Source organism: Variovorax sp. GW821-FHT09B05 (assembly GCF_059418265.1).
Window position 1 is genome coordinate 409736 of record NZ_JBWKPN010000005.1, and the last position, 20612, is coordinate 430347.

At 69.1% G+C, this 20612-nt stretch carries 19 protein-coding genes and 1 pseudogene; 10 read left to right on the top strand and 10 right to left on the bottom strand.

Features of this window, described 5'->3' with window-relative positions; genetic code table 11:
- Window position 1: 1 nt before the first annotated feature.
- Window positions 2-1693, bottom strand: coding sequence for an SMI1/KNR4 family protein (locus tag AC07RM_RS16180; protein ID WP_495335179.1), 1692 nt, complete (start codon window positions 1691-1693; stop codon window positions 2-4).
- A 91-nt stretch (window positions 1694-1784) separates the two neighbouring features.
- Window positions 1785-2039 carry a TIGR04438 family Trp-rich protein gene (locus AC07RM_RS16185; RefSeq protein WP_093342394.1) on the bottom strand — a complete coding sequence of 85 codons (255 nt, stop codon included), beginning with the start codon at window positions 2037-2039 and terminating at the stop codon, window positions 1785-1787.
- A gap of 124 nt (window positions 2040-2163) precedes the next feature.
- Here AC07RM_RS16185 and AC07RM_RS16190 point away from each other — a divergent pair, with 124 nt between their 5' ends.
- The gene (locus tag AC07RM_RS16190) at window positions 2164-2469 is read left to right on the top strand and encodes a c-type cytochrome (RefSeq protein ID WP_057594543.1); all 306 of its coding nucleotides are present in this window, start codon (window positions 2164-2166) and stop codon (window positions 2467-2469) included.
- 9 nt (window positions 2470-2478) lie between these two features.
- Here AC07RM_RS16190 and AC07RM_RS16195 read toward each other — a convergent pair whose 3' ends face one another.
- Window positions 2479-2982: a LapA family protein gene (locus tag AC07RM_RS16195; protein WP_208513145.1), complete on the bottom strand. Its 504-nt coding sequence runs from the start codon at window positions 2980-2982 to the stop codon at window positions 2479-2481.
- Between the two features lie 150 nt (window positions 2983-3132).
- Window positions 3133-5130 (bottom strand): acetate--CoA ligase, encoded by a 1998-nt coding sequence (gene acs, locus AC07RM_RS16200; RefSeq protein ID WP_495335180.1) that lies wholly within the window; start codon window positions 5128-5130, stop codon window positions 3133-3135.
- Between the two features lie 174 nt (window positions 5131-5304).
- On the opposite strand from acs, the gene AC07RM_RS16205 reads away from it, so the two are divergent.
- Window positions 5305-5931, top strand: a complete 627-nt coding sequence (locus tag AC07RM_RS16205; RefSeq protein ID WP_093344195.1) for a YqhA family protein — start codon at window positions 5305-5307, stop codon at window positions 5929-5931.
- Window positions 5932-5938: 7 nt separating this feature from the next.
- On the opposite strand, the gene AC07RM_RS16210 is transcribed toward AC07RM_RS16205, so the two are convergent.
- Window positions 5939-6856 (bottom strand): LysR family transcriptional regulator, encoded by a 918-nt coding sequence (locus AC07RM_RS16210; RefSeq protein ID WP_495335181.1) that lies wholly within the window; start codon window positions 6854-6856, stop codon window positions 5939-5941.
- Window positions 6857-6969: 113 nt separating this feature from the next.
- On the opposite strand from AC07RM_RS16210, the gene AC07RM_RS16215 reads away from it, so the two are divergent.
- Entirely contained in the window at window positions 6970-7587 is a 618-nt protein-coding gene (locus AC07RM_RS16215) for an NAD(P)-dependent oxidoreductase (protein WP_495335182.1), read from the top strand.
- A gap of 64 nt (window positions 7588-7651) precedes the next feature.
- Here the strand turns inward: AC07RM_RS16215 and fumC are convergent, their stop codons facing one another.
- A complete protein-coding gene (gene fumC, locus AC07RM_RS16220) occupies window positions 7652-9049 on the bottom strand; it encodes a class II fumarate hydratase (RefSeq protein WP_495335183.1) in 1398 nt (465 codons plus the stop codon).
- 516 nt (window positions 9050-9565) lie between these two features.
- On the opposite strand from fumC, the gene proV reads away from it, so the two are divergent.
- The 3 genes from proV to proX are packed head-to-tail and all read left to right on the top strand — an operon-like array spanning window position 9566 to window position 13097.
- Complete coding sequence (gene proV, locus AC07RM_RS16225; protein WP_208511360.1) at window positions 9566-10828, top strand: glycine betaine/L-proline ABC transporter ATP-binding protein ProV; 1263 nt, start codon at window positions 9566-9568, stop codon at window positions 10826-10828.
- 28 nt (window positions 10829-10856) lie between these two features.
- The gene (proW, locus tag AC07RM_RS16230; protein WP_495335184.1) at window positions 10857-12050 is read left to right on the top strand and encodes a glycine betaine/L-proline ABC transporter permease ProW; all 1194 of its coding nucleotides are present in this window, start codon (window positions 10857-10859) and stop codon (window positions 12048-12050) included.
- Window positions 12051-12071: 21 nt separating this feature from the next.
- Window positions 12072-13097 carry a glycine betaine/L-proline ABC transporter substrate-binding protein ProX gene (proX, locus tag AC07RM_RS16235; protein WP_495335185.1) on the top strand — a complete coding sequence of 342 codons (1026 nt, stop codon included), beginning with the start codon at window positions 12072-12074 and terminating at the stop codon, window positions 13095-13097.
- 19 nt (window positions 13098-13116) lie between these two features.
- Here the strand turns inward: proX and kce are convergent.
- From kce to AC07RM_RS16255, 4 genes and pseudogenes are all read right to left on the bottom strand, one after another.
- A pseudogene (gene kce, locus AC07RM_RS16240) lies at window positions 13117-14052 on the bottom strand (3,5-dioxohexanoate:acetyl-CoA acetone transferase).
- Entirely contained in the window at window positions 14049-14546 is a 498-nt protein-coding gene (locus AC07RM_RS16245; protein ID WP_495335186.1) for a lipocalin-like domain-containing protein, read from the bottom strand. Before AC07RM_RS16245 ends, kce begins: the two are co-directional and overlap by 4 nt.
- Window positions 14543-15310 (bottom strand): cyclase family protein, encoded by a 768-nt coding sequence (locus AC07RM_RS16250; protein WP_495335187.1) that lies wholly within the window; start codon window positions 15308-15310, stop codon window positions 14543-14545. The genes AC07RM_RS16245 and AC07RM_RS16250 overlap by 4 nt, the downstream gene beginning before the upstream one ends.
- 13 nt (window positions 15311-15323) lie before the next feature.
- Window positions 15324-16301, bottom strand: coding sequence for a Bug family tripartite tricarboxylate transporter substrate binding protein (locus AC07RM_RS16255; protein ID WP_495335188.1), 978 nt, complete (start codon window positions 16299-16301; stop codon window positions 15324-15326).
- A gap of 135 nt (window positions 16302-16436) precedes the next feature.
- On the opposite strand from AC07RM_RS16255, the gene AC07RM_RS16260 reads away from it, so the two are divergent.
- The 4 genes from AC07RM_RS16260 (at window position 16437) to AC07RM_RS16275 (ending at window position 20550) form a co-directional block, all read left to right on the top strand.
- Window positions 16437-17132 (top strand): TetR/AcrR family transcriptional regulator, encoded by a 696-nt coding sequence (locus tag AC07RM_RS16260; protein ID WP_495335189.1) that lies wholly within the window; start codon window positions 16437-16439, stop codon window positions 17130-17132.
- Between the two features lie 196 nt (window positions 17133-17328).
- A complete protein-coding gene (locus tag AC07RM_RS16265) occupies window positions 17329-18894 on the top strand; it encodes a fumarate hydratase (RefSeq protein ID WP_203201291.1) in 1566 nt (521 codons plus the stop codon).
- Window positions 18891-19754 (top strand): glutamate racemase, encoded by an 864-nt coding sequence (gene murI / locus AC07RM_RS16270; protein WP_495335190.1) that lies wholly within the window; start codon window positions 18891-18893, stop codon window positions 19752-19754. Before AC07RM_RS16265 ends, murI begins: the two co-directional genes overlap by 4 nt.
- A gap of 16 nt (window positions 19755-19770) precedes the next feature.
- A complete protein-coding gene (locus tag AC07RM_RS16275; protein WP_495335191.1) occupies window positions 19771-20550 on the top strand; it encodes a PA3715 family protein in 780 nt (259 codons plus the stop codon).
- Window positions 20551-20612: the final 62 nt, after the last annotated feature.

Genomic DNA, 20612 nt, shown 5'->3' on the forward strand with positions numbered 1-20612 from the left:
TTCAGGCCGTGGCGGCCGGTGGCTGCCACGGTTTCGCCACGTCCTCGTAGCCGATGGACTTAGGGCGCAGGCGCGGCAACAGGTCGTCGAAGCTCTCGAAACGCAGCACTTCGCGCGGCGGACCGCGGTCCAGGTCGTCCACGACCAGCACGGCCGGGGCCTTCGCGGTGCTGTCGCGGTAGTCGAGCATGACCACCCTGCCGTGGTCGGCCTCGAGCACCACGAGGCGCTGCGGCGCGTCGAAGCCTTGCTTCCACGGCGTTTCGCCCGGCGGGAACACGATGCGGTCCGACAGCTCGGCCAGCGTCGCGAGGTATTCCATCGGCATCAGGTAGCGCAGGGCTTCGCTGTACGGCTGGGCCTCGCCGTCGGCGATGTCGACCCAGCGGCACGAGACGCCGCCGCCGTTCTTCACGCGCCACAGCGCCACGAGCGCGCCCGGCAGCCGCAGGCCCAGCCGCGCCTCGGTCTGCGCGACCAGCGCATCGTCGGCCGTCAGTTGCGGCTCGGAACCGTCCTTGCGCTGCGCAGCGTTGAGGTAGAAGAAATGAGGCTGCGCCTCGCCCCAGAACATCGAGGCACGCCATTGCTCCGGTGCCTCGCCCAGCGTCGGGCCCAGGTCGCGCGCGACCGTTCGCGCCACGCCGCGCTCCGGGCGCACGCGCCGCAGCGCCGCGAGGAAATCGTCGAAGTTCTCGAAGGCGATGTCGACCGGCTCCACGCCGGGCTGGCGGTCGAAGTCCGCGATCAGCACCCGCGCCTGCGGCCCGCGCGTGTAGTCGAGCAGGGTCATGTCGCCATAGCGGGCCTGCAGCACCACCAGCTTGTCGGCGCCAGCCGGCACGTCCTCGGGCTCGTGCGTGAAGTCTTCGTAGTGCTCGGCGACGGTGCGCAGCTCGGCCAGCGGCGCGAGGCTCGAATAGTCGATGGAGAAAGCGCCGCGCCAGTCGTCGTAGAACGGGCCGGCATCGCGCTTGAGCGGCACGTAGAGCCAGCCCACGTAGCCGCCGTTCATCCGGCCATAGAGCTCGCGCAGCGTGTCGGGCAGGCGAAAACCGAGCCGCGCTTCGGTGGCCGCGATCATGGCCTCGCTGGCCGCGAACGGCGGCTTCTCGACCGGCGTGCCGCGCTGCGCGAGCGCTTCGCGCGCGGCGTTCTTGCGCCAGTAGCCAGGGGAATCGAAGAAGGTGTCGTGATTCAGCGGCGTCGGGTCGATGTCGAGTTCGGGCTCGGTCTCCGCTGCGGGTGATACGGGCGATGGCGTGGCAGCCACGGGCTCGGGCGCCGCGGCCTCGAGCCGGATGATCGCCGCGCTCACCACGACCGCCAGCACGAACAGCGCCGCGGCCCACTGCACGTCGGCGCCCGAGAACGCGGCGATAGTCGCGGCCGGCGCCAGCAGCATGCTCAGGCCCAGCTCGAGCAGGTAGAACACGCCCGCGAGCACCGCCTGGATCGGCAGCGTCACGAGCGCCGACAGCGCGATCCGTTTCGCGCCGCCGAGCCGCCAGGCCAAGGTCCAGGCATTCCACTTGCCGAGCGCATAGAGCACGGTGAACAGCGGCGTCGCCAGCAGCACGATCCATGGCGAGCGATGCAGCCAGCCGGCCGCGCCCATGGCCAGCACGATCAGCAAGCCCATGGCGATCCGCAGCACGGGCGCGAGCCCGCTCGACGGCATGCGTGTGGTCATTTCGATCCTCCCGGGTGAAGCGCCGCGATGCATGCGGCGCGCCGGAAGAGTTTCACATGCGGACCACGGCGGGCCCGTCAGCGCAGAGGAGTCAGCGGCGTGGGCGCGATCCGCTGCCGGTCTTCAGGCCCATGTTGGTCTTCTGCCGGTCGATGCGCGCCTGGCGGCGCGCATCCTCGCGCTCGACCACCTTGCGCTTGGTGTAGCCCGAGGCATCGGCCCAGGCCCACCAGGCCATGGCGAGCGCGAAGGGAATCAGCACGATCCACCAGCTCCAGGTGGCGACCGGGCCGACTTCGAAGTATTTGAGGGCCACGCCCAGGATGCCGAGCACCAGAAACCACATCGCGAATCCCTTCGGGTCGTGTCGCGCGATGCGGTCGCACGCCGGTGGTCGGTGCTCCCTACAATCATCGCGTTGAGCCGTCGAATGTAACTCAGCCCTTACATAAACAGAGAATCCGATCCCCATGAAAAGAGCCCTGCTGTTCGCGACCCTGGCCCTCGGCCTGGCAGCCCCCGCCTTCGCCGACCTGGCGCTGGCCACCTCGAAGAACTGCATGAGCTGTCATGCGGTCGAGCGCAAGGTGCTCGGCCCCTCGTTCAAGGACGTGGCGGCCAAATACAAGGACAACGCGGGCGCGGCCGACATGCTGGCCGGCAAGATCATCAAGGGCGGTTCGGGCGTCTGGGGCCCGGTGCCGATGCCGGCCAACAACCAGGTCAGCGAAGCCGACGCGAAGAAGCTCGCGGCCTGGATCCTGTCGACGAAGTAAAGCCGGTCCTCAGACCCGCGGATCGAGTTCCACGGGCAGCGAAGGCCGGCGCTCGATGCGGTCCTCGAGCTGGCCGATGTGCGCGGCCAGCGTGTTGTCGGACTGGTCCGAACGCAGCCGCACCGCGGCCTCGAGCTGGTCGATGCGCGCCAGCAGGGCCGTCTGGCGATCGGCGTTCTGCGCCATGTGCTGGTTCTCCTGCGCCTGCAGGAAGTTGCGCAGTTCGGTGAAGCGCGAGGCCTCGGCCTTGTCGGCCAGGTCGCGCTGCACCTGCATCTCCTTGGTATGGCGCTTGGTGTCGAGCAGCACCGAACTGTGCAGGTACAGCACGTAGACCAGGAAGAAGGCCGCCAGCACCACGGTGAGCCCCAGCATGATCAGGCCAAGCGGCGCCGAGACGGTCATGAAGCCCAGCCACACATCGGTGGGCGTGGACAGCGTGCCCCAGTTGAGCGCGGCCAGCGCCGCGATCAGCAGCACGATGACGAACAGGAAAGCGGATCTCACGCCCATGGGGGCCTCCTTCGGAAAGATCGAACACGTTGGGAACCCGTGCGCTTCGAGGCGCGCGGTGGTGCCAGCGGTTTTACCTCAGCGAAGGGGCCTGCCCGGCCCTCGGCCCGGCACAGACGCCCCTGTCCTACAGCAGGAATGCCGCGTCGCTCAGTTCGTCTGCGACAACTGATCGAGGATCGCCGGGTTCTCGAGCGTCGACGTGTCCTGCGTGATCGCCTCGCCCTTGGCGATGCTGCGCAGCAGCCGCCGCATGATCTTGCCGCTGCGCGTCTTGGGCAGGTTGTCGCCGAAGCGGATGTCCTTGGGCTTGGCGATCGGACCGATCTCCTTGGCCACCCAGTTGCGCAACTCGGTGGCGATCTGCTTGGCCTCCTCGCCGGTCGGCCGCGCGCGCTTGAGCACCACGAAGGCGCAGATCGCCTCGCCCGTCAGGTCGTCGGGGCGCCCCACCACCGCGGCCTCGGCCACGAGGTCGGTCTTGGACACCAGCGCCGATTCGATCTCCATCGTGCCCAGGCGATGGCCCGACACATTGAGCACATCGTCGATGCGGCCCGTGATGCGGAAGTAGCCGCGGTCCGCGCTGCGCACGGCGCCGTCGCCCGCCAGATAGATCGTGCCGCCCATCTCCTCGGGGAAGTAGCTCTTCTTGAAGCGCTCGGGGTCGTTCCAGATGGTGCGGATCATCGAGGGCCAGGGCCGCTTGATCACCAGCATGCCGCCCGCGCCGTTGGGCAGGTCCTTGCCGGTCTCGTCCACGATCGCGGCCATGATGCCCGGCAGCGGCAAGGTGCACGAGCCCGGCACCAGCGGCGTGGCGCCCGGCAGCGGCGTGATCACGTGGCCGCCGGTCTCGGTCTGCCAGAAGGTGTCGACGATCGGGCAGCGCTCGCCGCCGATGTTCCGGTGGTACCACATCCACGCCTCGGGATTGATCGGCTCGCCCACCGAGCCGAGGATGCGCAGGCTCGTGAGGTCCCAGTTCTTCGGATGCACCTTCTCGTCGCCCTCGGCCGCCTTGATCAGCGAGCGGATCGCGGTCGGCGCGGTGTAGAACACGCTGACCTTGTGCTTCTCGATCATCTGCCAGAAGCGCCCCGCGTGCGGGAAGGTGGGGATGCCCTCGAACACCACCTGCGTGGCGCCGGCCGCGAGCGGGCCGTAGGCGACGTAGGTATGGCCCGTGATCCAGCCGATGTCGGCGGTGCACCAGAACACGTCCTCGGGGCGGATGTCGAAGGTCCAGTCCATCGTCATCTTGGCCCACAGCAGGTAGCCGCCGGTGGCGTGCTGCACGCCCTTGGGCTTGCCGGTGGAGCCCGAGGTGTAGAGGATGAACAGCGGATGCTCGGCATTCACCGGCTCGGGCGCGCACTCGGTGCTCTGGCCGGCCAGCGCCTCGGCGAAGGTCTTGTCGCGGCCCTCGACGCGGTGCCAGGCCGAGGCCGTGCGCTCGAACACGAACACGGTCTTGATCGACTCGCAGCCGCCGAGCGCGATGCCGTCGTCGACGATGGCCTTGAGCGGCAGCTCCTTGCCGCCGCGCAGCTGGAAGTTGGCGGTGATGACCGCGACCGCGCCGGCGTCGATGATGCGTTCCTGCAGCGCCTTGGCCGAGAAGCCGCCGAACACCACGCTGTGGGTGGCGCCGATGCGCGCGCAGGCCTGCATCGCGATCACGCCCTCGACCGTCATCGGCATGTAGACGATGACGCGGTCGCCCTTCTTGATGCCCTGCGCCTTGAGCGCATTGGCGAACTGGCTCACGCGCGCGAGCAGTTCCTTGTAGGTGACCTTCGTGACGGTGCCGTCATCGGCTTCGAAGACGATGGCGGTCTTGTTCTCCACCGGGGTGCCGATATGGCGATCGAGGCAGTTGGCGCTGGCGTTGAGTTCGCCGTCGCCGAACCATTGGTAGAACGGCGCGTTCGATTCGTCGAGGATCCTGCTGAAGGGCTTGGTCCACTGCAGGTGGGTGGTGGCCTGGCGGCTCCAGAAGCCTTCGAAGTCCTGTTCCGCTTCCTTGCACAGGGCCTCGTAGGCGGCCATGCCGGAAATGCGGGCGCCTTGCGTGGCGCGGGCATCGGGCGGGAACACGCGGTTCTCGACCAGGACGGATTCAATGTTCTTCGATGCGCTGCTCATGTCTCGTGTCTCCTGGATGAATTGCGGCCGTAATGTCGGCGCGACCACTTACGGGCCACTGACGCCGAACCGGCGTGCTGCTGACGGACCCCCGATGTTAGAGCGGGGGGTTATCACGAGTGCGTCACCGGGACACCCCTAGAATCCGCGCTCCCCGTCACACACGCCTCCCCGATGTCCTCCCCCGACCCCTTCGATCCCCGGAACATGCCCGTTCATGCCCGCACCTCTCCGTTGCGCCCGCTGCCACGGCTGATCTTCGCGAGCCGCTGGCTCCAGCTGCCGCTGTACCTGGGACTGATCGTGGCGCAGGCGGTCTACGTGGTGCATTTCCTGGTCGAGCTGCTGCACCTGGTCGAGGCTGCGTTCGGCAGCCAGACCGCGCTGCAGGCGCTGATCAACAGCATCGGCTACAAGACCACCGCGCCGGTGGCCGCGCTCAACGAGACGGTGATCATGCTGGTGGTGCTGGCGCTGATCGACGTGGTGATGATCTCGAACCTGCTGATCATGGTGATCGTGGGCGGCTACGAGACCTTCGTGAGCCGCATGGACCTCGAAGGCCACCGCGACCAGCCCGAGTGGCTGAGCCACGTGAACGCCTCGGTGCTCAAGGTCAAGCTGGCCACCGCCATCATCGGCATCAGCTCGATCCACCTGCTCAAGACCTTCATCAACGCCGACAACTACACCGACAAGGTGCTGATCGCGCAGACGGTGATCCACGTCGCCTTCCTGCTCTCGGCCATGGCCATCGCCTTCACCGACCGGCTGATGGCGCATCCCCCGGCCGACCACTGAGCGTCGTTCAGGCCGCCAGCGGCAGGTCCCAGGCCGGCACTTCGGTGAAGCGCTGCGCCAGGAAATCGAGCATGGTGCGCAAGGTGGCCGGCATGTGCTTGCGCGAGGTGTAGACCGCGTACATGCCCACCACCTGCGGCTCGAAATCGGGGAACAGCGGCACCAGCTCCCCGCCGTGCACGAGCTGCGCCGTCAGGTAGGTCGGCAGCATCGCGATGCCCGCGCCCGCGCGCGCCAGGCACATCAGGCTGGCCGCATCGTTGGCCGACACGTTGCCGTCCACGGCCACCGACACCGGCGCGCCGTCGCTCTTGCGCGTGAAGCTCCAGAGGCTGTGGCCGAAGTAGGAATGCGTGAGGCAGTTGCGCTGCGCGAGTTCGTCCACGCGCTGCGGCGTGCCGTGCTCGGCCAGGTAGGCCGGCGAGGCGCAGACCACCGAGCGGCAGTCCGTGAGCCGGCGCGCGATCAGGTTGGGATCGATCTCGGCCGCGGTGCGGATCGCGAGGTCGATGCGCTCGTCGACCAGGTTCACGGTGCGGTCGAGCAGCACCAGGTCGACCATCACGCCCGGATAGAGCCGCACGTAGTCGGCGATCGCGTCGGCCAGTTGCGCCTGCGCGAACGAGGTGCCGGTGGTGATGCGCAACTGCCCGCGCGGCGCCTCGGCCGGATGGCGCACCGCGGCCTGCATGTCGCCCGCGAGCTCCAGCACCTGGCGGCAGCGCGGCAGCAGTTCCTCGCCCGCGGCCGTGAGGCTCAGACGCCGGGTGGTGCGATGCAGCAGCCGCGCGCCGGTCCATTGCTCGAGCTCGGCGATGTAGCGCGTGACCACGGGGCGCGACATGTCGAGCTTGTCGGCGGCGGCCGAGAGGCTGCCCGCGTCGACCACGGTCACGAAGACGCGCATTGCGTTGAGACGGTCCATTCGAACGATTTTAGGAATAAATAAGCGCGAATTTCGAGGTATTTCTTTCGAAATGAGAAACCTAAGATGAGCCTCATCGCCCTCTTCCCATCGTTCGTTCCAAGGAGTCCTCCATGAGCCACATCGCCATCATCGGCGCCACCGGTCGCGCCGGCGGCCGCCTCCTCGAAGAAGCACTGCGCCGCGGCCACACGGTCACGGCCATCGCGCGCCATGCCAGCGCCAAGCTTTCCGACCGCGCCAACGTCAAGGCCGTCGACCTCGACGTGCTCGACGGCGCCGCGCTCGAGAAGGCCCTGGCCGGCCACGACGCCGTGTTCAGCGCCGCCCATTTCGCGACCGTGCCGCCCGCGGCCATCATCGAACCCGCCAGGCGCGCGGGCGTGAAGCGCCTGCTGGTGGTCGGCGGCGCCGGCAGCCTGTTCGCGGCACCGGGCCTCAAGGTCATCGAGACGCCGAACTTCCCCGAGGCCTACAAGGCCGAGGCTTCGGCCGGCGGCGTGTTCCTCGAGGCGCTGCGCGCCGAGAAGGAACTCGACTGGACCTTCCTCTCGCCCTCGGCCGAATTCGTCGAAGGCGAACGCACCGGCAAGTTCCGCCTCGGCCAGAACGACCTGCTGGTCAGCGCCGAGGGCCGCAGCTGGATCACGTTCGAGGACTACGCGATCGCCTTCATCGACGAGCTCGAGAAGCCGGCGCACTCGCGCCAGCGCTACACGATCGGGTACTGAACCCACCCGTCGCCCAACGAAAAAAGGACCCTCGCGGGTCCTTTTTGCATGGGGCAGGCTCGACTCAGCGGCCGGTCATGTTCTCGGGCACCACCCACTGGTCGAACTGCTCGGCCGTGAGGTGGCCCGAGGCGATCGCGGCCTCGCGCAGGCTGGTGCCTTCCTTGTGCGCCTTCTTCGCGATGTAGGCCGACTTGTCGTAGCCGATGTGCGTGTTGAGCGCGGTCACCAGCATCAGCGAACGCTGCACCAGCTCGGTGATGCGCTCGCGGTTCGGCTCGATGCCCACGGCGCAGTGGTCGTTGAAGCTCACCATGCCGTCGGCCAGCAGGCGCACGCTCTGCAGGAAGTTGTGGGCCACCATCGGGCGGAACACGTTGAGCTCGAAGTTGCCCGAGGCGCCGCCGATGTTGATGGCGACGTCGTTGCCGAACACCTGCGCGGCCAGCATCGTGACGGCCTCGCTCTGGGTCGGGTTGACCTTGCCCGGCATGATCGACGAGCCCGGTTCGTTCTCGGGAATGCTGAGTTCGCCGATGCCGCTGCGCGGGCCGCTCGCGAGCCAGCGCACGTCGTTGGCGATCTTGTTCATGCTGGCGGCCAGGGTCTTGAGCGCGCCGTGGGCATGCACCAGCGCATCGACGCTGGCCATCGCCTCGAACTTGCTCGGCGCGGTCACGAACGGCAGGCCGGTGAGCTTCGCGAGCTCGGCCGCCACCTGTTCGGCATAGCCCTTGGGTGCGTTGAGGCCGGTGCCCACGGCCGTGCCGCCCAGCGCCAGTTCGCTCAGGTGCGGCAGCGCGGCGCGCACGTGCGCCTCGCCATGCGCGAGTTGCGCCACGTAACCCGAGAACTCCTGGCCCAAGGTGAGCGGCGTGGCGTCCTGCAGGTGGGTGCGGCCGATCTTCACGATGTCGGCGAAGTCCTTCGACTTCTGCTCGAGCGTGCCGCGCAGCTTGGCGATGGCCGGCAGCAGCTTGTGCGTGATGGCCTCGACGGCCGCCACGTGCATCGCGGTCGGGAACACGTCGTTGCTCGACTGGCTGCGGTTCACGTCGTCGTTGGGATGCACCAGGCGGCCCTCGCCGCGCTCGCCGCCCAGCAGTTCGCTCGCGCGGTTGGCCAGCACCTCGTTGACGTTCATGTTGGTCTGCGTGCCCGAACCGGTCTGCCAGACCACCAGCGGGAACTCACCCGGGTGCTTGCCGGCGATGACCTCGTCGGCCGCGGCGACGATCGCATTGGTCTTCTTCTCGTCCTGCAGACCCAGCGCGTGGTTGACCACGGCCGATGCGCGCTTGACCTGGGCCAGGGCCTTGATGATCTCGCGCGGCTGCTGCTCGCCCGAGATGTCGAAGTTCTGCAGCGAGCGCTGCGTTTGCGCGCCCCACAGCTTGTCGGCCGGCACGTCGATCGGTCCGAAGGTGTCGCGCTCGGCACGGGTCTTGGGGGAAGTCGTCATGAGAAAAGCTCCGCAGTCTTGAAAAGGGGTGCGCCCGCTCGCCGGACGCGGCCCCGAGTATCGCCCGATAAGAATGGCTCTCATCTGACGCGGCCATTGCGTTCCAGACTACAGCTGTTCGCAGGCGGCGGATTGACATGCTTCATGTCAAAAAGTTATAATCATCGTCTTTCGCGGACCTGCAAGTCATTTACAAATCCCGTTGCGGGATGACGCTGCAGCTCCCACCGGCACTACTCGCGGATCTTCGAATCCCGTCGCGGTGCAGGTTCTCCCGCCGGGCCCAGCCCGGCACACCGGCCGGATAGTTCCGGCCCCACTGCCACGTCACGCTTCTCCAGGCGGCGCCCCTCGACCAGGCCCGTTGCCCGCGAGCGAAGCATCCGGCGGGCACTGGTTTCGTCGCCACGTCGTCCTCAGTGCCTTCCGGCAGCCATCGGCTGATGGCGTGGCCGCTGCCGTCCCGCTTCCAGGCGGAACGGCACCCGTCCAACCTTCGCACAAGGAGCCCGGCATATGGCCAAAGGAATTCTCATCGACCACGTCTTCAAGGTCTTCGGCGACGCACCCGAGGACGCGCTGGCGCTGGTGCGCCAAGGTCTGTCGAAGAAGGAGATCCTCGCGAAGACCGGCCAGTCGATCGGCGTGTTCGATGCCACCTTCGAGATCCAGGCCGGCGAGATCTTCGTGATCATGGGCCTCTCGGGCTCGGGCAAGTCGACGCTGGTGCGGCTGCTGAACCGGCTGATCGAGCCGACCGCGGGCCGCATCGTGATCGACGGCGCCGACATCAACGAACACTCCGACGCCAGGCTGCGCGCGCTGCGCCGCAAGGACATCAGCATGGTGTTCCAGTCCTTCGCGCTGATGCCGCACATGACGGTGCGCGAGAACACGGCCTTCGGGCTCGAGCTGTCGGGCACCGGCAAGAAGGAGCGCCTGGCGCAGGCCGACCTCGCGCTCGCGCAGGTGGGACTGGCCGGCTGGGGCGACAGCTATCCCGACGAGCTCTCGGGCGGCATGCAGCAGCGCGTGGGCCTGGCGCGCGCGCTGGCCTCCGATCCCTCGATCCTGCTGATGGACGAGGCCTTCTCGGCGCTCGACCCGATCATCCGCACCGAGATGCAGTCCGAGCTGCTGCGGCTGCAACAGCAGCAGCGCCGCACCATCGTCTTCATCTCGCACGACCTCGACGAGGCGATGCGCATCGGCGACCGCATCGCGATCATGAAGGACGGCCAGGTGATCCAGGTCGGCACGCCCGACGAGATCCTGCGCTGCCCGGCCAACGACTACGTGCGCAGCTTCGTGCGCGGCGTGGACGCGGCGGCCGTGTTCAAGGCCGCCGACATCGCGCGCAAGCCGCTGACCGTGGTCTGCGAGCATCCCGAGCGCGGCGCCCGCGCGGCGCTCAAGCTGCTCGAGGACCAGGACCGCGACTTCGCCTACGTGACCAGCCCCGACCGGCGCTACCTCGGCACGGTCTCGGCCGACACGCTGCGCGCCGCGCTCGACGGCCATTCGGGACCGCTGGGCCTGCGCCATGCGTTCCTCGCCGACCTCGGCACCATCGAGGCCGACGCGCCCGTGGCCGGACTGATCGGCCAGGTCGGCCAGGCGCCCTGCGCGGTGCCGGTGGTGGCGGCCGACGGCCGCTTCTGCGGCGCGATCAGCAAGACCACGCTGCTGAAGTTCCTCGACCGCGACACACCGCCGATCGATCCCGCGCTGCCGCCCGCGCCCGCCGCGAGCGCTGCCCCGGCCCATGTCCTGGCCTGAACCCGATTTCGAAGGAACCGCCGAGAAGATGAACGACACCACCCTGCCCTCCGACCTCGCCACCGCCACCGCCACCGCCAACGATGCCGCCGCCGCGCTGGCGCAACAGCCCGCGCCGGCGCCCGTCGCGCTCGATCCCTGGGAAGCCCTGTCGGCCGCGCCCGATCCCGCGGCCACCAGCGCCTGGCTCGACGCGCCCGTGCCGTCCGACGCCGCGCACCAGCTCGCCGGCCAGGCCGATGCCGCCGGCTTCCAACTGCACCGCCTCTGGGACGGCTCGCTGCCGGTCGAGTCCTGGATCAACCAGGGCCTGGGCTGGGTGGTCGAGCATTTCCGCCCCTTCTTCCAGACCGTGCGGCTGCCGATCGACAGCACCCTGAACTCGGTGCAGAGCCTGCTGACCGGGTTGCCGACGCTCGCGATGATCGCGCTGATCGGCCTGCTGGCCTGGCAGTTCGCGGGCCGCGCGCTGGCCATCGGCAGCACCGTCGCGCTGCTGCTGGTCGCGATGCTGGGCATCTGGCCCGAGGCCATGGTCACGCTGTCGCTGGTGCTGACCTCGCTGGTGTTCTGCATGGTGATCGGCCTGCCGCTGGGCGTGCTGCTGGCCAGCAGCGACCGGGCCCAGCGCGTGATGCGCCCGGTGCTCGACGCGATGCAGACCACGCCGGCCTTCGTCTACCTGGTGCCGGTGGTGATGCTGTTCGGCATCGGCAACGTGCCGGGCGTGATCGTGACCATCGTGTTCGCGCTGGCGCCGCTGGTGCGCCTGACCAACCTGGGCCTGCGCCAGGTGCGACCCGACCTGATCGAGGCCGCGCGCGCCTACGGCGCCTCGCCCTGGCAGATGCTGGTGAAGGTGAAGCTGCCGCTGGCCATGCCCTCGATCATGGCCGGCATCAACCAGGCGCTGATGCTGTCGCTGTCGATGGTGGTGATTGCCTCGATGATCGCCGTGGGCGGCCTGGGCCAGATGGTGCTGCGCGGCATCGGCCGGCTCGACATGGGCCTGGCCACGGTGGGTGGCCTGGGCATCGTGCTGCTCGCGATCTCGCTCGACCGGCTGACGCAGGCCATGGGCCGGCCGCGCCGCGGCGGCCAGCGCTGGTGGCATGGCGGGCCCGTGGGCCTGGCGCTGCGCACGCTGCAGCGCGCGCTGGCGCCGTCCGCATCGCGCGGCACGGAAGAAGCCGTGCCTACGCTCTCGACCCAGGCCCGCTGAAGTACAGGAGGAACACGACGCATGAAGACATCGATGAATCCCTTCGCACGCAGCCTCGGCCTGCTGGCCCTGGCCTTCGCGGCCGCGACGACCTTCACCCTGCCGGCGCACGCCGCCACCGACCTGCCCGGCCAGGGCATCGTCGTCAAGCCGCTCAAGAGTTCGCTGGCCGAAGAGGCCTTCCAGACCTTGCTCGTGATGCGCGCGCTCGAGAAGCTCGGCTACACGGTCGAGCCGATGAAGGACCTGGAGCCCGCGACCGAGCACCTGGCGATCGCCAACGGCGACGCCACCTTCATGGCCAACCACTGGAGCCTGCTGCACGCCGACTTCTACAAGAACAGCGGCGGCGACGCGAAGCTGTGGCGCCAGGGCGTGTACGCCGACGGCGCGGTGCAGGGCTACCTGATCGACCGCAAGACCGCCGAGCAGTACCACATCACCAACATCGCGCAGCTCAAGGAGCCGGCGATCGCGAAGCTGTTCGACACCGACGGCGACGGCAAGGCCGACCTCACGGGCTGCAACCCCGGCTGGGGCTGCGAGCTCGCGATCGAGAACCACCTGGGCGCCTACGGCCTGCGCGACACCGTGACGCACCGCCAGGGCAGCTATGCCGCGCTGATGGCCGACACCATCGCGCGCTTCAAGCAGGACAAGCCGATCCTCTACTACACCTGGACGCCCTACTGGGTCAGCGCCGTGCTGCGCCCAGGCGCCGACGTGGTGTGGCTGCAGGTGCCGTTCTCGGCCTCGCAGGGTGGCGAGAACCTGGACACGCGCCAGCCGAACGGCAAGAACTACGGCTTCCTCGCCAACCAGGAACGCATCGTCGCCAACCGCGAATTCGCCGAGAAGAACCCGGCCGCGGCGAAGCTGTTCGAGGTCATGAACGTGCCGATCGGCGACATCAACGCGCAGAACCTGCGCATGAGCGAAGGCGCCAACAGCCAGCAGGACGTGGAGCGGCATGCCGACGGCTGGATCCGCGCGCACCAATCGCTGTTCGACGGCTGGATCGCGCAGGCACGCGCCGCGGCGCAGTAAGCGTCGGCCGCGGCCGGGATCAGAAAGCGACCCGGTCCGCGCCCTTGAGCGCCAGCATGGCGCGCGCCTCGTCGGGCGTGGCGATCTCGTAGCCCAGTTCCTCCAGCAGGCGGCGCACCTTCGCGACCTGCTGCGCGTTCGACGTCGCCAGCTCGCCGCGCGCGATCTGCAGCGAATCCTCCAGGCCCACCCGCACGTGGCCGCCCAGTGTCGCGGCGGCCACGGCCAGCTGCATCTGGCTCGCGCCCGCGCCCAGCACCGACCATTGGTAGCCGGTGCCGAAGAGCTTGTCGGCGGTGCGCTTCATGAAGACCAGGTTCTCGAGGTCCGCGCCGATGCCGCCGAGGATGCCGAGCACGAACTGGATGAAGACCGGCGCCTCGAACAGGCCGCTGTCCATGCAGAACTTCAGGTTGTAGAGCTGGCCCACGTCGTAGCACTCGTGCTCGAACTTGATGCCGTGCGTTGCCAGCGCACGGGCCGCCATGCCGATGTCGCGGAAGGTGTTGCGGAAGATGTAGCCGTCGGACTCGCGCAGGTAGGGCTCCTCCCAGTCGAACTTCCATTCCTTGTAGCGCTGCGCGAGCGGATGCATGGAGAAGTTCATGCTCCCCATGTTGAGCGAGCACATCTCCGGCGAGAAGCGCAGCGCCGGCGCGATGCGTTCGGCCACCGTGTGGTTGAGGCTGCCGCCGGTCGACAGGTTGACCACCGCGCCGGTCGCGGCCCGGATGGCGGGCAGGAAGGCCTGGAAGCGTTCCGGCTCGATGGAGACCGCGCCCGTCTCCGGATGCCGCGCATGCAGGTGCAGCACCGCGGCGCCGGCCTCGGCCGCCTCGATGGCCTACCGGGCGATGTCCTCGGGTCGGTAGGGCAGCGCGTCCGACATGGTGGGCGTGTGGATGGCGCCGGTCACGGCGCAGGTGATGATGACTTTTCGGGAAGGCTTGGTCATGGCGTGGCCGATGGGGTGGGTGTTCGAAGGGGTTCGGGCATGGCATCCAGCCCGATGGGGGCGCGCTGCCAGACCAGCTTCAGGACGGTCTCGACACCCGCCTGCGGCTGCGGCGCGGTGCGCAGTTCGACCGTGTCGCCGGCCAGCCGCACCTCGCGGCGCAGGCGGGTCCCGACCCAGTTCGGGTAGCTCGAGATGTCGACGTGGTGCACGATCCAGTCGCCCTCGCAGACGTAGCGCCCGGCATAGCCGATCGACGAGCGATACGCCGCTGCGCTCTCGGCGTCGGTGGCGTCCTGCCGGTCCGAGCCCGAAAGGCGCGCGCGGCCGTCGTGCGTGATGAGCGCCGTCATCCGGCCATCGGCGCCGTAGTGGATGACGCCCGAGGGCCGGGCGCCGTAGACGTCGAACAGACGTTGGCCACGGGGGTCCACGGCATAGGCCTCGCGCAGGTACCAGGTACCCAGCAAGGTGTCGTCCGGTGCACCGCTCATGGCAGCACCGCCACGGCCCGCACCCAGCCGGCCGAGGCCTTGTGGATCTTCACGGGGAAGCAGATGACGTGGAAGCCGCTGGCGGGCAGGAGATCGAGGTTGGTCAGTTTTTCCATCTGGTAGTAGCCCGTGGTGCGGCCGGCCTTGTGCCCCTCCCAGATCAGGGAGGCGTCTCCGGTGGCGGCGTAGCGCCGGGCGGTGTGCGAGAAAGGGGCGTCCCAGGACCAGGCGTCGGTGCCCACCACGCGCACGCCCTGCTGCGTCAGCCAGAGCGTGGCTTCGCGGCCCAGGCCGCAGCCGCTGTCGAGGTAGTCGGGTTGGCCGTAGCGCGCGGCGGCGGCCGTGTTCACCAGCACGATGTCCAGCGGCTGCAGCACGTGGCCGATGCGCTTCAGCTCCGCGCCCAGGTCATCGACCGTGGCGACGTGGCCGTGCGGCAGGTGGCGCAGGTCCAGCTTCACGCCGGGGCGATGGCACCAGTCCAGCGGCACCTCGTCGATGGTGGCGGCGGGCCGGCCGCCGTCCATGGTCGAGGCGTAGTGCCACGGCGCGTCCATGTGGGTGCCGTTGTGGGTGGACAGGTCGATGCGCTCCACCGCCCAGGCCTCGCCATCGGGCAGGTCCTCGGGCCGCAGGCCGGCGAAGGGCCCGGCCAGGGCCGCGAAGGTTTCGCGGTGGTGCTGGTAGCGGATGCGCGGCCCGTTGCCCGGGCGGTCCACCGGCAGGTCGTTCTCGATGGCGACGGACAGGTCGATCAACTGCATGGATGCCCCCGCCTCACTGCTGCGCCAGGCCGATGGACTTCACCAGTCCGGGCCAGCGCTGCGTTTCGGTCCTCAGGTGCGCGGCGGCCGCCTCCACCGTGCCGCCCACGGGCTCGTTGGCGAACTCGCGGAACTTCGCGGCCACCTCGGGCTGCGCGAGGATCGCGTTCGCCTCGCGATTGAGGCGCGCTACCACGTCGGCGGGCGTGCCGGCCGGCGCCACCAGCATGAACCACAGGGAGAAGTCGATGCCCGGCAGGCCGGCCTCGGCGAAGGTGGGCACCTCGGGCAGCAGGCTGGTGCGGGCGCGGGTGGAAACGGCCAGCGGCCGCACCTTGCGCGACTCGATGAAGGGCCGGATCGTGCCCACGTTGTCGCACAGCGCCTGCACGCTGCCGCCCAGCAGGTCGGTGATGGCGGGGGCGGCGCCCTTGTACGGCACATGGGTCACGCTGGCACCGGCCTCGCGGGCGAACAGCCCGGCGCAGATGTGGTGCGGCGAGCCCTCGCCGGCGTTGGCCAGGGTCAGTTGGCCCGGATGCTGGCGCGCGAAGGCGATCAGCTGGCGCAGGTCGCCCGCGGGGGCGCCCGGGCCCGCCACCAGCACCAGCGGCGCCGACGAGACCTGCACGACGGGCGCGAACGCACGTGCCGGGTCGTAGGGCATGCGTGCGTACAGCCCCGGGTTCACGGCCAGCGGGCCCAGGCCCGCGAGCAGCAGCGTGTAGCCGTCGGGCCGGGCCTTGGCCACCGCGTCGGCGCCGATGTTGCCGTTGGCGCCGCCCCGGTTGTCGACCACGAAGGGCTGGCCCAGGCGCTGCGAGAGCTTGTCCGCGAGCAGGCGGGCGATGTTGTCGGTGCCGCCGCCCGCGGGGTAAGGCACGACCAGGCGAACGCTGCGCTCGGGGTACTGGGACCAGGCCGGCGCGGCGGCGAGCACGGCCAGGGACAAGGCGGCGGCAGCGCCGCGCAAGAGGGTGAACAGGGTCATCGGGTCTCCACCGGCGGTTCATCCGCCTGGCTTATTAGTTAGTCGATCGACTAATAATAGCCGCGGAATCGGACCCTCGGCAAGGCCAGTTACCATCGGTCCCCTCCCCCGCAGCCCGCGCGATCGCGATCCCCGATGCCCGCCACTCCCAAAGCCTCCACGGCCGAAACGCCCGCGCCCAAGGCCCCTCGAACACCTCGCAAGACCGATGGCCGCGAAGCCATCCTGCGCGCGGCCGAGCGGCTGTTCGCGGAGCACGGATTCGAGGGCTGCTCGCTGCGCGCGGTGGCCGACCTGGCCAAGGTCAACCAGGGGATGATTCATTACTTCTTCAAGTCGAAGGACGCCCTCTTCCTCGAGGCCTACATGCGCGGCGGCCAGCCGCTGGTGGACGAGCGCATGCGGCTGCTCGATGCCGAAGAGGCGCTGCAGGACGGCGGTCCCATCGGGCTCGAGCGCCTGATCGAGATCTTCCTGACGCCGGCCGTGGCGCTCGCGCTCAGCGGCGCGCGGGGCCGCAACTTCCTGCGCATGCAGGCCCATCTGCAACTCGACGGCACGCGCTTCGGCAGCAAGCTGCGCAGCTCACTCTACGACGACTCCTCGCGTCGCTTCGTGCGCGCCTTCGCGCGCAGCCTGCCCGGGCTCTCGCAGGAACAGGTGGCCTGGCGCTTCATCTTCGTGCTGGGCACCTACCAGTACGTGCTGGCCGACACCGGCCGGCTCGAAGTGATCTCCGACGGCGCGAGCAATGGCCGCGAATTCGACAAGGCACTGCGCGAGATGATCCCGTTCCTGGCGGCGGGCATGCGCGCGGCGGGGCCCGCCTGACAAGGTGTGAATAAACCTACTGCGCGCCCCGATCTCGCACCTGCGGTCCTCACCGTACAAAGTACGGCTCCGGTCCTCGGCGCGACCTCGGGGCGCTCGCTACGGTTTCTTCACACCTTGTGAGCGCCCCAGCCGGCGAAACCCGGCGCTGAGATAATCGGGGGGCGTTTCCACACCCTAAAAAAGCTCCCCCACCATGACGACCACGATCCAGCAGGCCGACCTGATCGAATCGATCAGCGCCGCGCTGCAGTACATCAGCTACTACCACCCCGCCGACTACATCGCCCACCTGGCCAAGGCCTACGAGCGCGAGCAGAGCCCCGCCGCCAAGGACGCGATGGCGCAGATCCTCACCAACAGCAAGATGAGCGCGACCGGCCAGCGCCCGATCTGCCAGGACACCGGCATCGTCAACGTGTTCCTCAAGGTGGGCATGGACGTGCGCTGGGGCGGTTTCACCGGCAGCCTCGACGACGCCATCAACGAAGGCGTGCGCCGCGGCTACAACCACCCCGACAACACGCTGCGCGCCTCGGTCGTGGCCGATCCGCAGTTCGACCGCAAGAACACCAAGGACAACACGCCCGCGGTGATCTTCACCGAGATCGTGCCCGGCGACAAAGTCGAGGTCACGGTGGCCGCCAAGGGCGGCGGCAGCGAGAACAAGAGCAAGCTGGTGATGCTGAACCCCGGCGACAGCGTGGTCGACTGGGTGCTCAAGACCGTGCCGACCATGGGCGCCGGCTGGTGCCCGCCGGGCATGCTGGGCATCGGCATCGGCGGCACGGCCGAGAAGGCCGCGCTGCTGGCCAAGGAAAGCCTGATGGACGACCTCGACATGCACGAGCTGCAGGCCAAGGCCCAACTCGCCAAGGAAGGCAAGGAAGAGCTCACCAAGGTCGAGGCCCTGCGCCTCGAGCTGTTCGAGAAGGTCAACGCCCTGGGCATCGGCGCGCAGGGCCTGGGCGGCCTCGCGACCGTGCTCGACGTCAAGATCAAGATGTACCCGACGCACGCGGCCAGCAAGCCGGTGGCGATGATCCCGAACTGCGCAGCCACGCGCCATGCGCACTTCGTGATGGACGGCAGCGGCCCGGTCTACCTCGAGGCGCCCTCGCTCGACCTGTGGCCCAAGATCGACTGGGCACCCGACGAGAAGAAGAGCAAGCGCGTCGACCTCGACAAGCTCACGCCCGCCGAAGTCGCGAGCTGGAAGCCCGGCGACACGCTGCTGCTCAACGGCAAGATGCTCACCGGCCGCGACGCCGCGCACAAGCGCATCCAGGACATGCTGGCCAAGGGCGAGAAGCTGCCGGTGGACTTCACCAACCGCGTCATCTACTACGTGGGCCCGGTCGACCCGGTGAAGGGCGAGGCCGTGGGCCCGGCCGGCCCGACCACCGCCACGCGCATGGACGGCTTCACCGAGATGATGCTGGCCCAGACCGGCCTGATCGCGATGATCGGCAAGGCCGAGCGCGGCCCGGTCGCGATCGAGGCGATCAAGAAGCACAAGAGCGCCTACCTGATGGCCGTGGGCGGCGCCGCCTACCTCGTGAGCAAGGCGATCAAGACCGCCAAGGTGGTGGGCTTCGAGGACCTGGGCATGGAAGCCATCTACGAATTCGACGTGGTCGACATGCCGGTGACGGTGGCGGTCGATGCGGGCGGCACCAGCGCGCACATCACCGGCCCGGCCGAGTGGCAGAAGCGCATCGCCAGCGGCGAATTCAAGACCATCACGCTGGAACCCGCTTGAGCCTCGCCGCGCGTCCGCAGCCGTCCGCTTCCATTTGGCCCGTCGGCGTGTTCGACAGCGGCGTGGGCGGGCTGAGCGTGCTGGGCGCGCTGCGCGCCGAGCTGCCGCGCGAGCGCTTCGTCTACTTCGCCGACACCGCGCATGCGCCCTACGGCGAGCGCGGCGACGCCTACGTGACCGAGCATTCGCGGCGCGTGGTCCAGACGCTGGTGCGCGAGCACGGCATCAAGGCGCTGGTGGTGGCCTGCAACACCGCCACCACGGCCGCGATCCACGTGCTGCGCGCCGAGAACCCCGAGCTGCCGATCGTCGGCCTCGAGCCCGCGATCAAGCCCGCGGTGGCGGGCAGCGCCACCGGCCACGTGTCGGTGCTGGCCACGCGCGGCACGCTGGCGAGCGCCAAGTACGCGGCGCTGCGCCATACCTTTTCCCATCCCGAGCGCATCCGCTCGGTGCCCTGCGACGGGCTGGTGGCGGCGATCGAGCGGCTCGACGAGCTCGCCATCGACCAGCTCTGCGCCCACTACATGGCGCTGGCCGGCCCCTTCGGCGGCGACGCCGGCGAGACCGACACCGTGGTGCTCGGCTGCACCCACTATCCGCTGCTGCAGGACCGGCTGCGGCGGCTGGCACCCTCCGCCGTCCGTTTCCTCGATTCCGGCGTGCCGGTGGCGCTGCAGACGCGGCGGCTGCTCGGTACGGCGGGGCTGCTGCGCGAAGATGCCGCGGCCCACGGCGAAGGCTGGGTGGCGCTGCGCAGCAGCGGCGATGCCGCGGTGCTCCAGGCCGCGGCCGCGCGCTGGCTGGGGCTGCGGCCTGCCGACCTGCTCCCCGACCGCCCGCAGGCGACCACGGCCTGAACGGCCGCCTCGTTCCATGCGCCCGCTGCGCCACCTCGCCCTCCTGCTCGCCGGCCTGCTCGCGGCCGGCGCGGGCCATGCGGCCTGCGAGAGCGGACTGGCCGAGCGCATGCACGCCAAGCTGCATCCGCACCGGCCGCTCGACGAGCGGCTTGCCGCCTGCAAGCCCTGGCCGGCCTATCCGGGCCGCAGCATCGTCGTGCTGCCGATGCCGCGCGAGACCAGCGACAACGGCGCCAAGGTCTACGACCTCGAGGTGCTGCTGATCCAGCGCCCCGACAACGGCAACACCGAGCGCGACACCGTCATCGGCCGGCTCTTCCAGGCCGAGGCGCTCGACGAGGACCGCCACAACCTGATCCAGGACGTGCGCATCGACACCTCGCGCTACGTGCTCGCGAGCGACACCCGCGCCTTCGGCCTGCGCGTGCGCTACCGCGACATCGGCGCCGCCAGCGCCGCGAGCGAGACGCTGCGCCTCTACGTGCAGCAGGGCTCGAAGCTGCGCCAGGTGCTGCAGGAGATCGAGCTCGACCGCGAGAGCGGCGAATGGGATGCCTCGGCCTGCGCCGGGCATTTCGAGAAGCTGCGCACCATGCTGTCGGTGGGCAAGGCCGCGAGCAACGGCTATGCCGACCTGATGCTGTCGCGCACCGTCGTGCAAAGCCGCGCGCAGGCATCCGAGGACCAGGGCTGCGTCGAGAAGGCGCTGCCCGCGCGTTTCAATTCGGTGACGCTGCGCTACGACGGCGAACGCTACAAGGTACCGAAGTCGCTGCGGCAGTCTTCGTTCTGACATCGCGTCTTTACCGTGAAGCACCTCGGTGTTTCACTGAAATGTCATCCCAAAGTACCAGC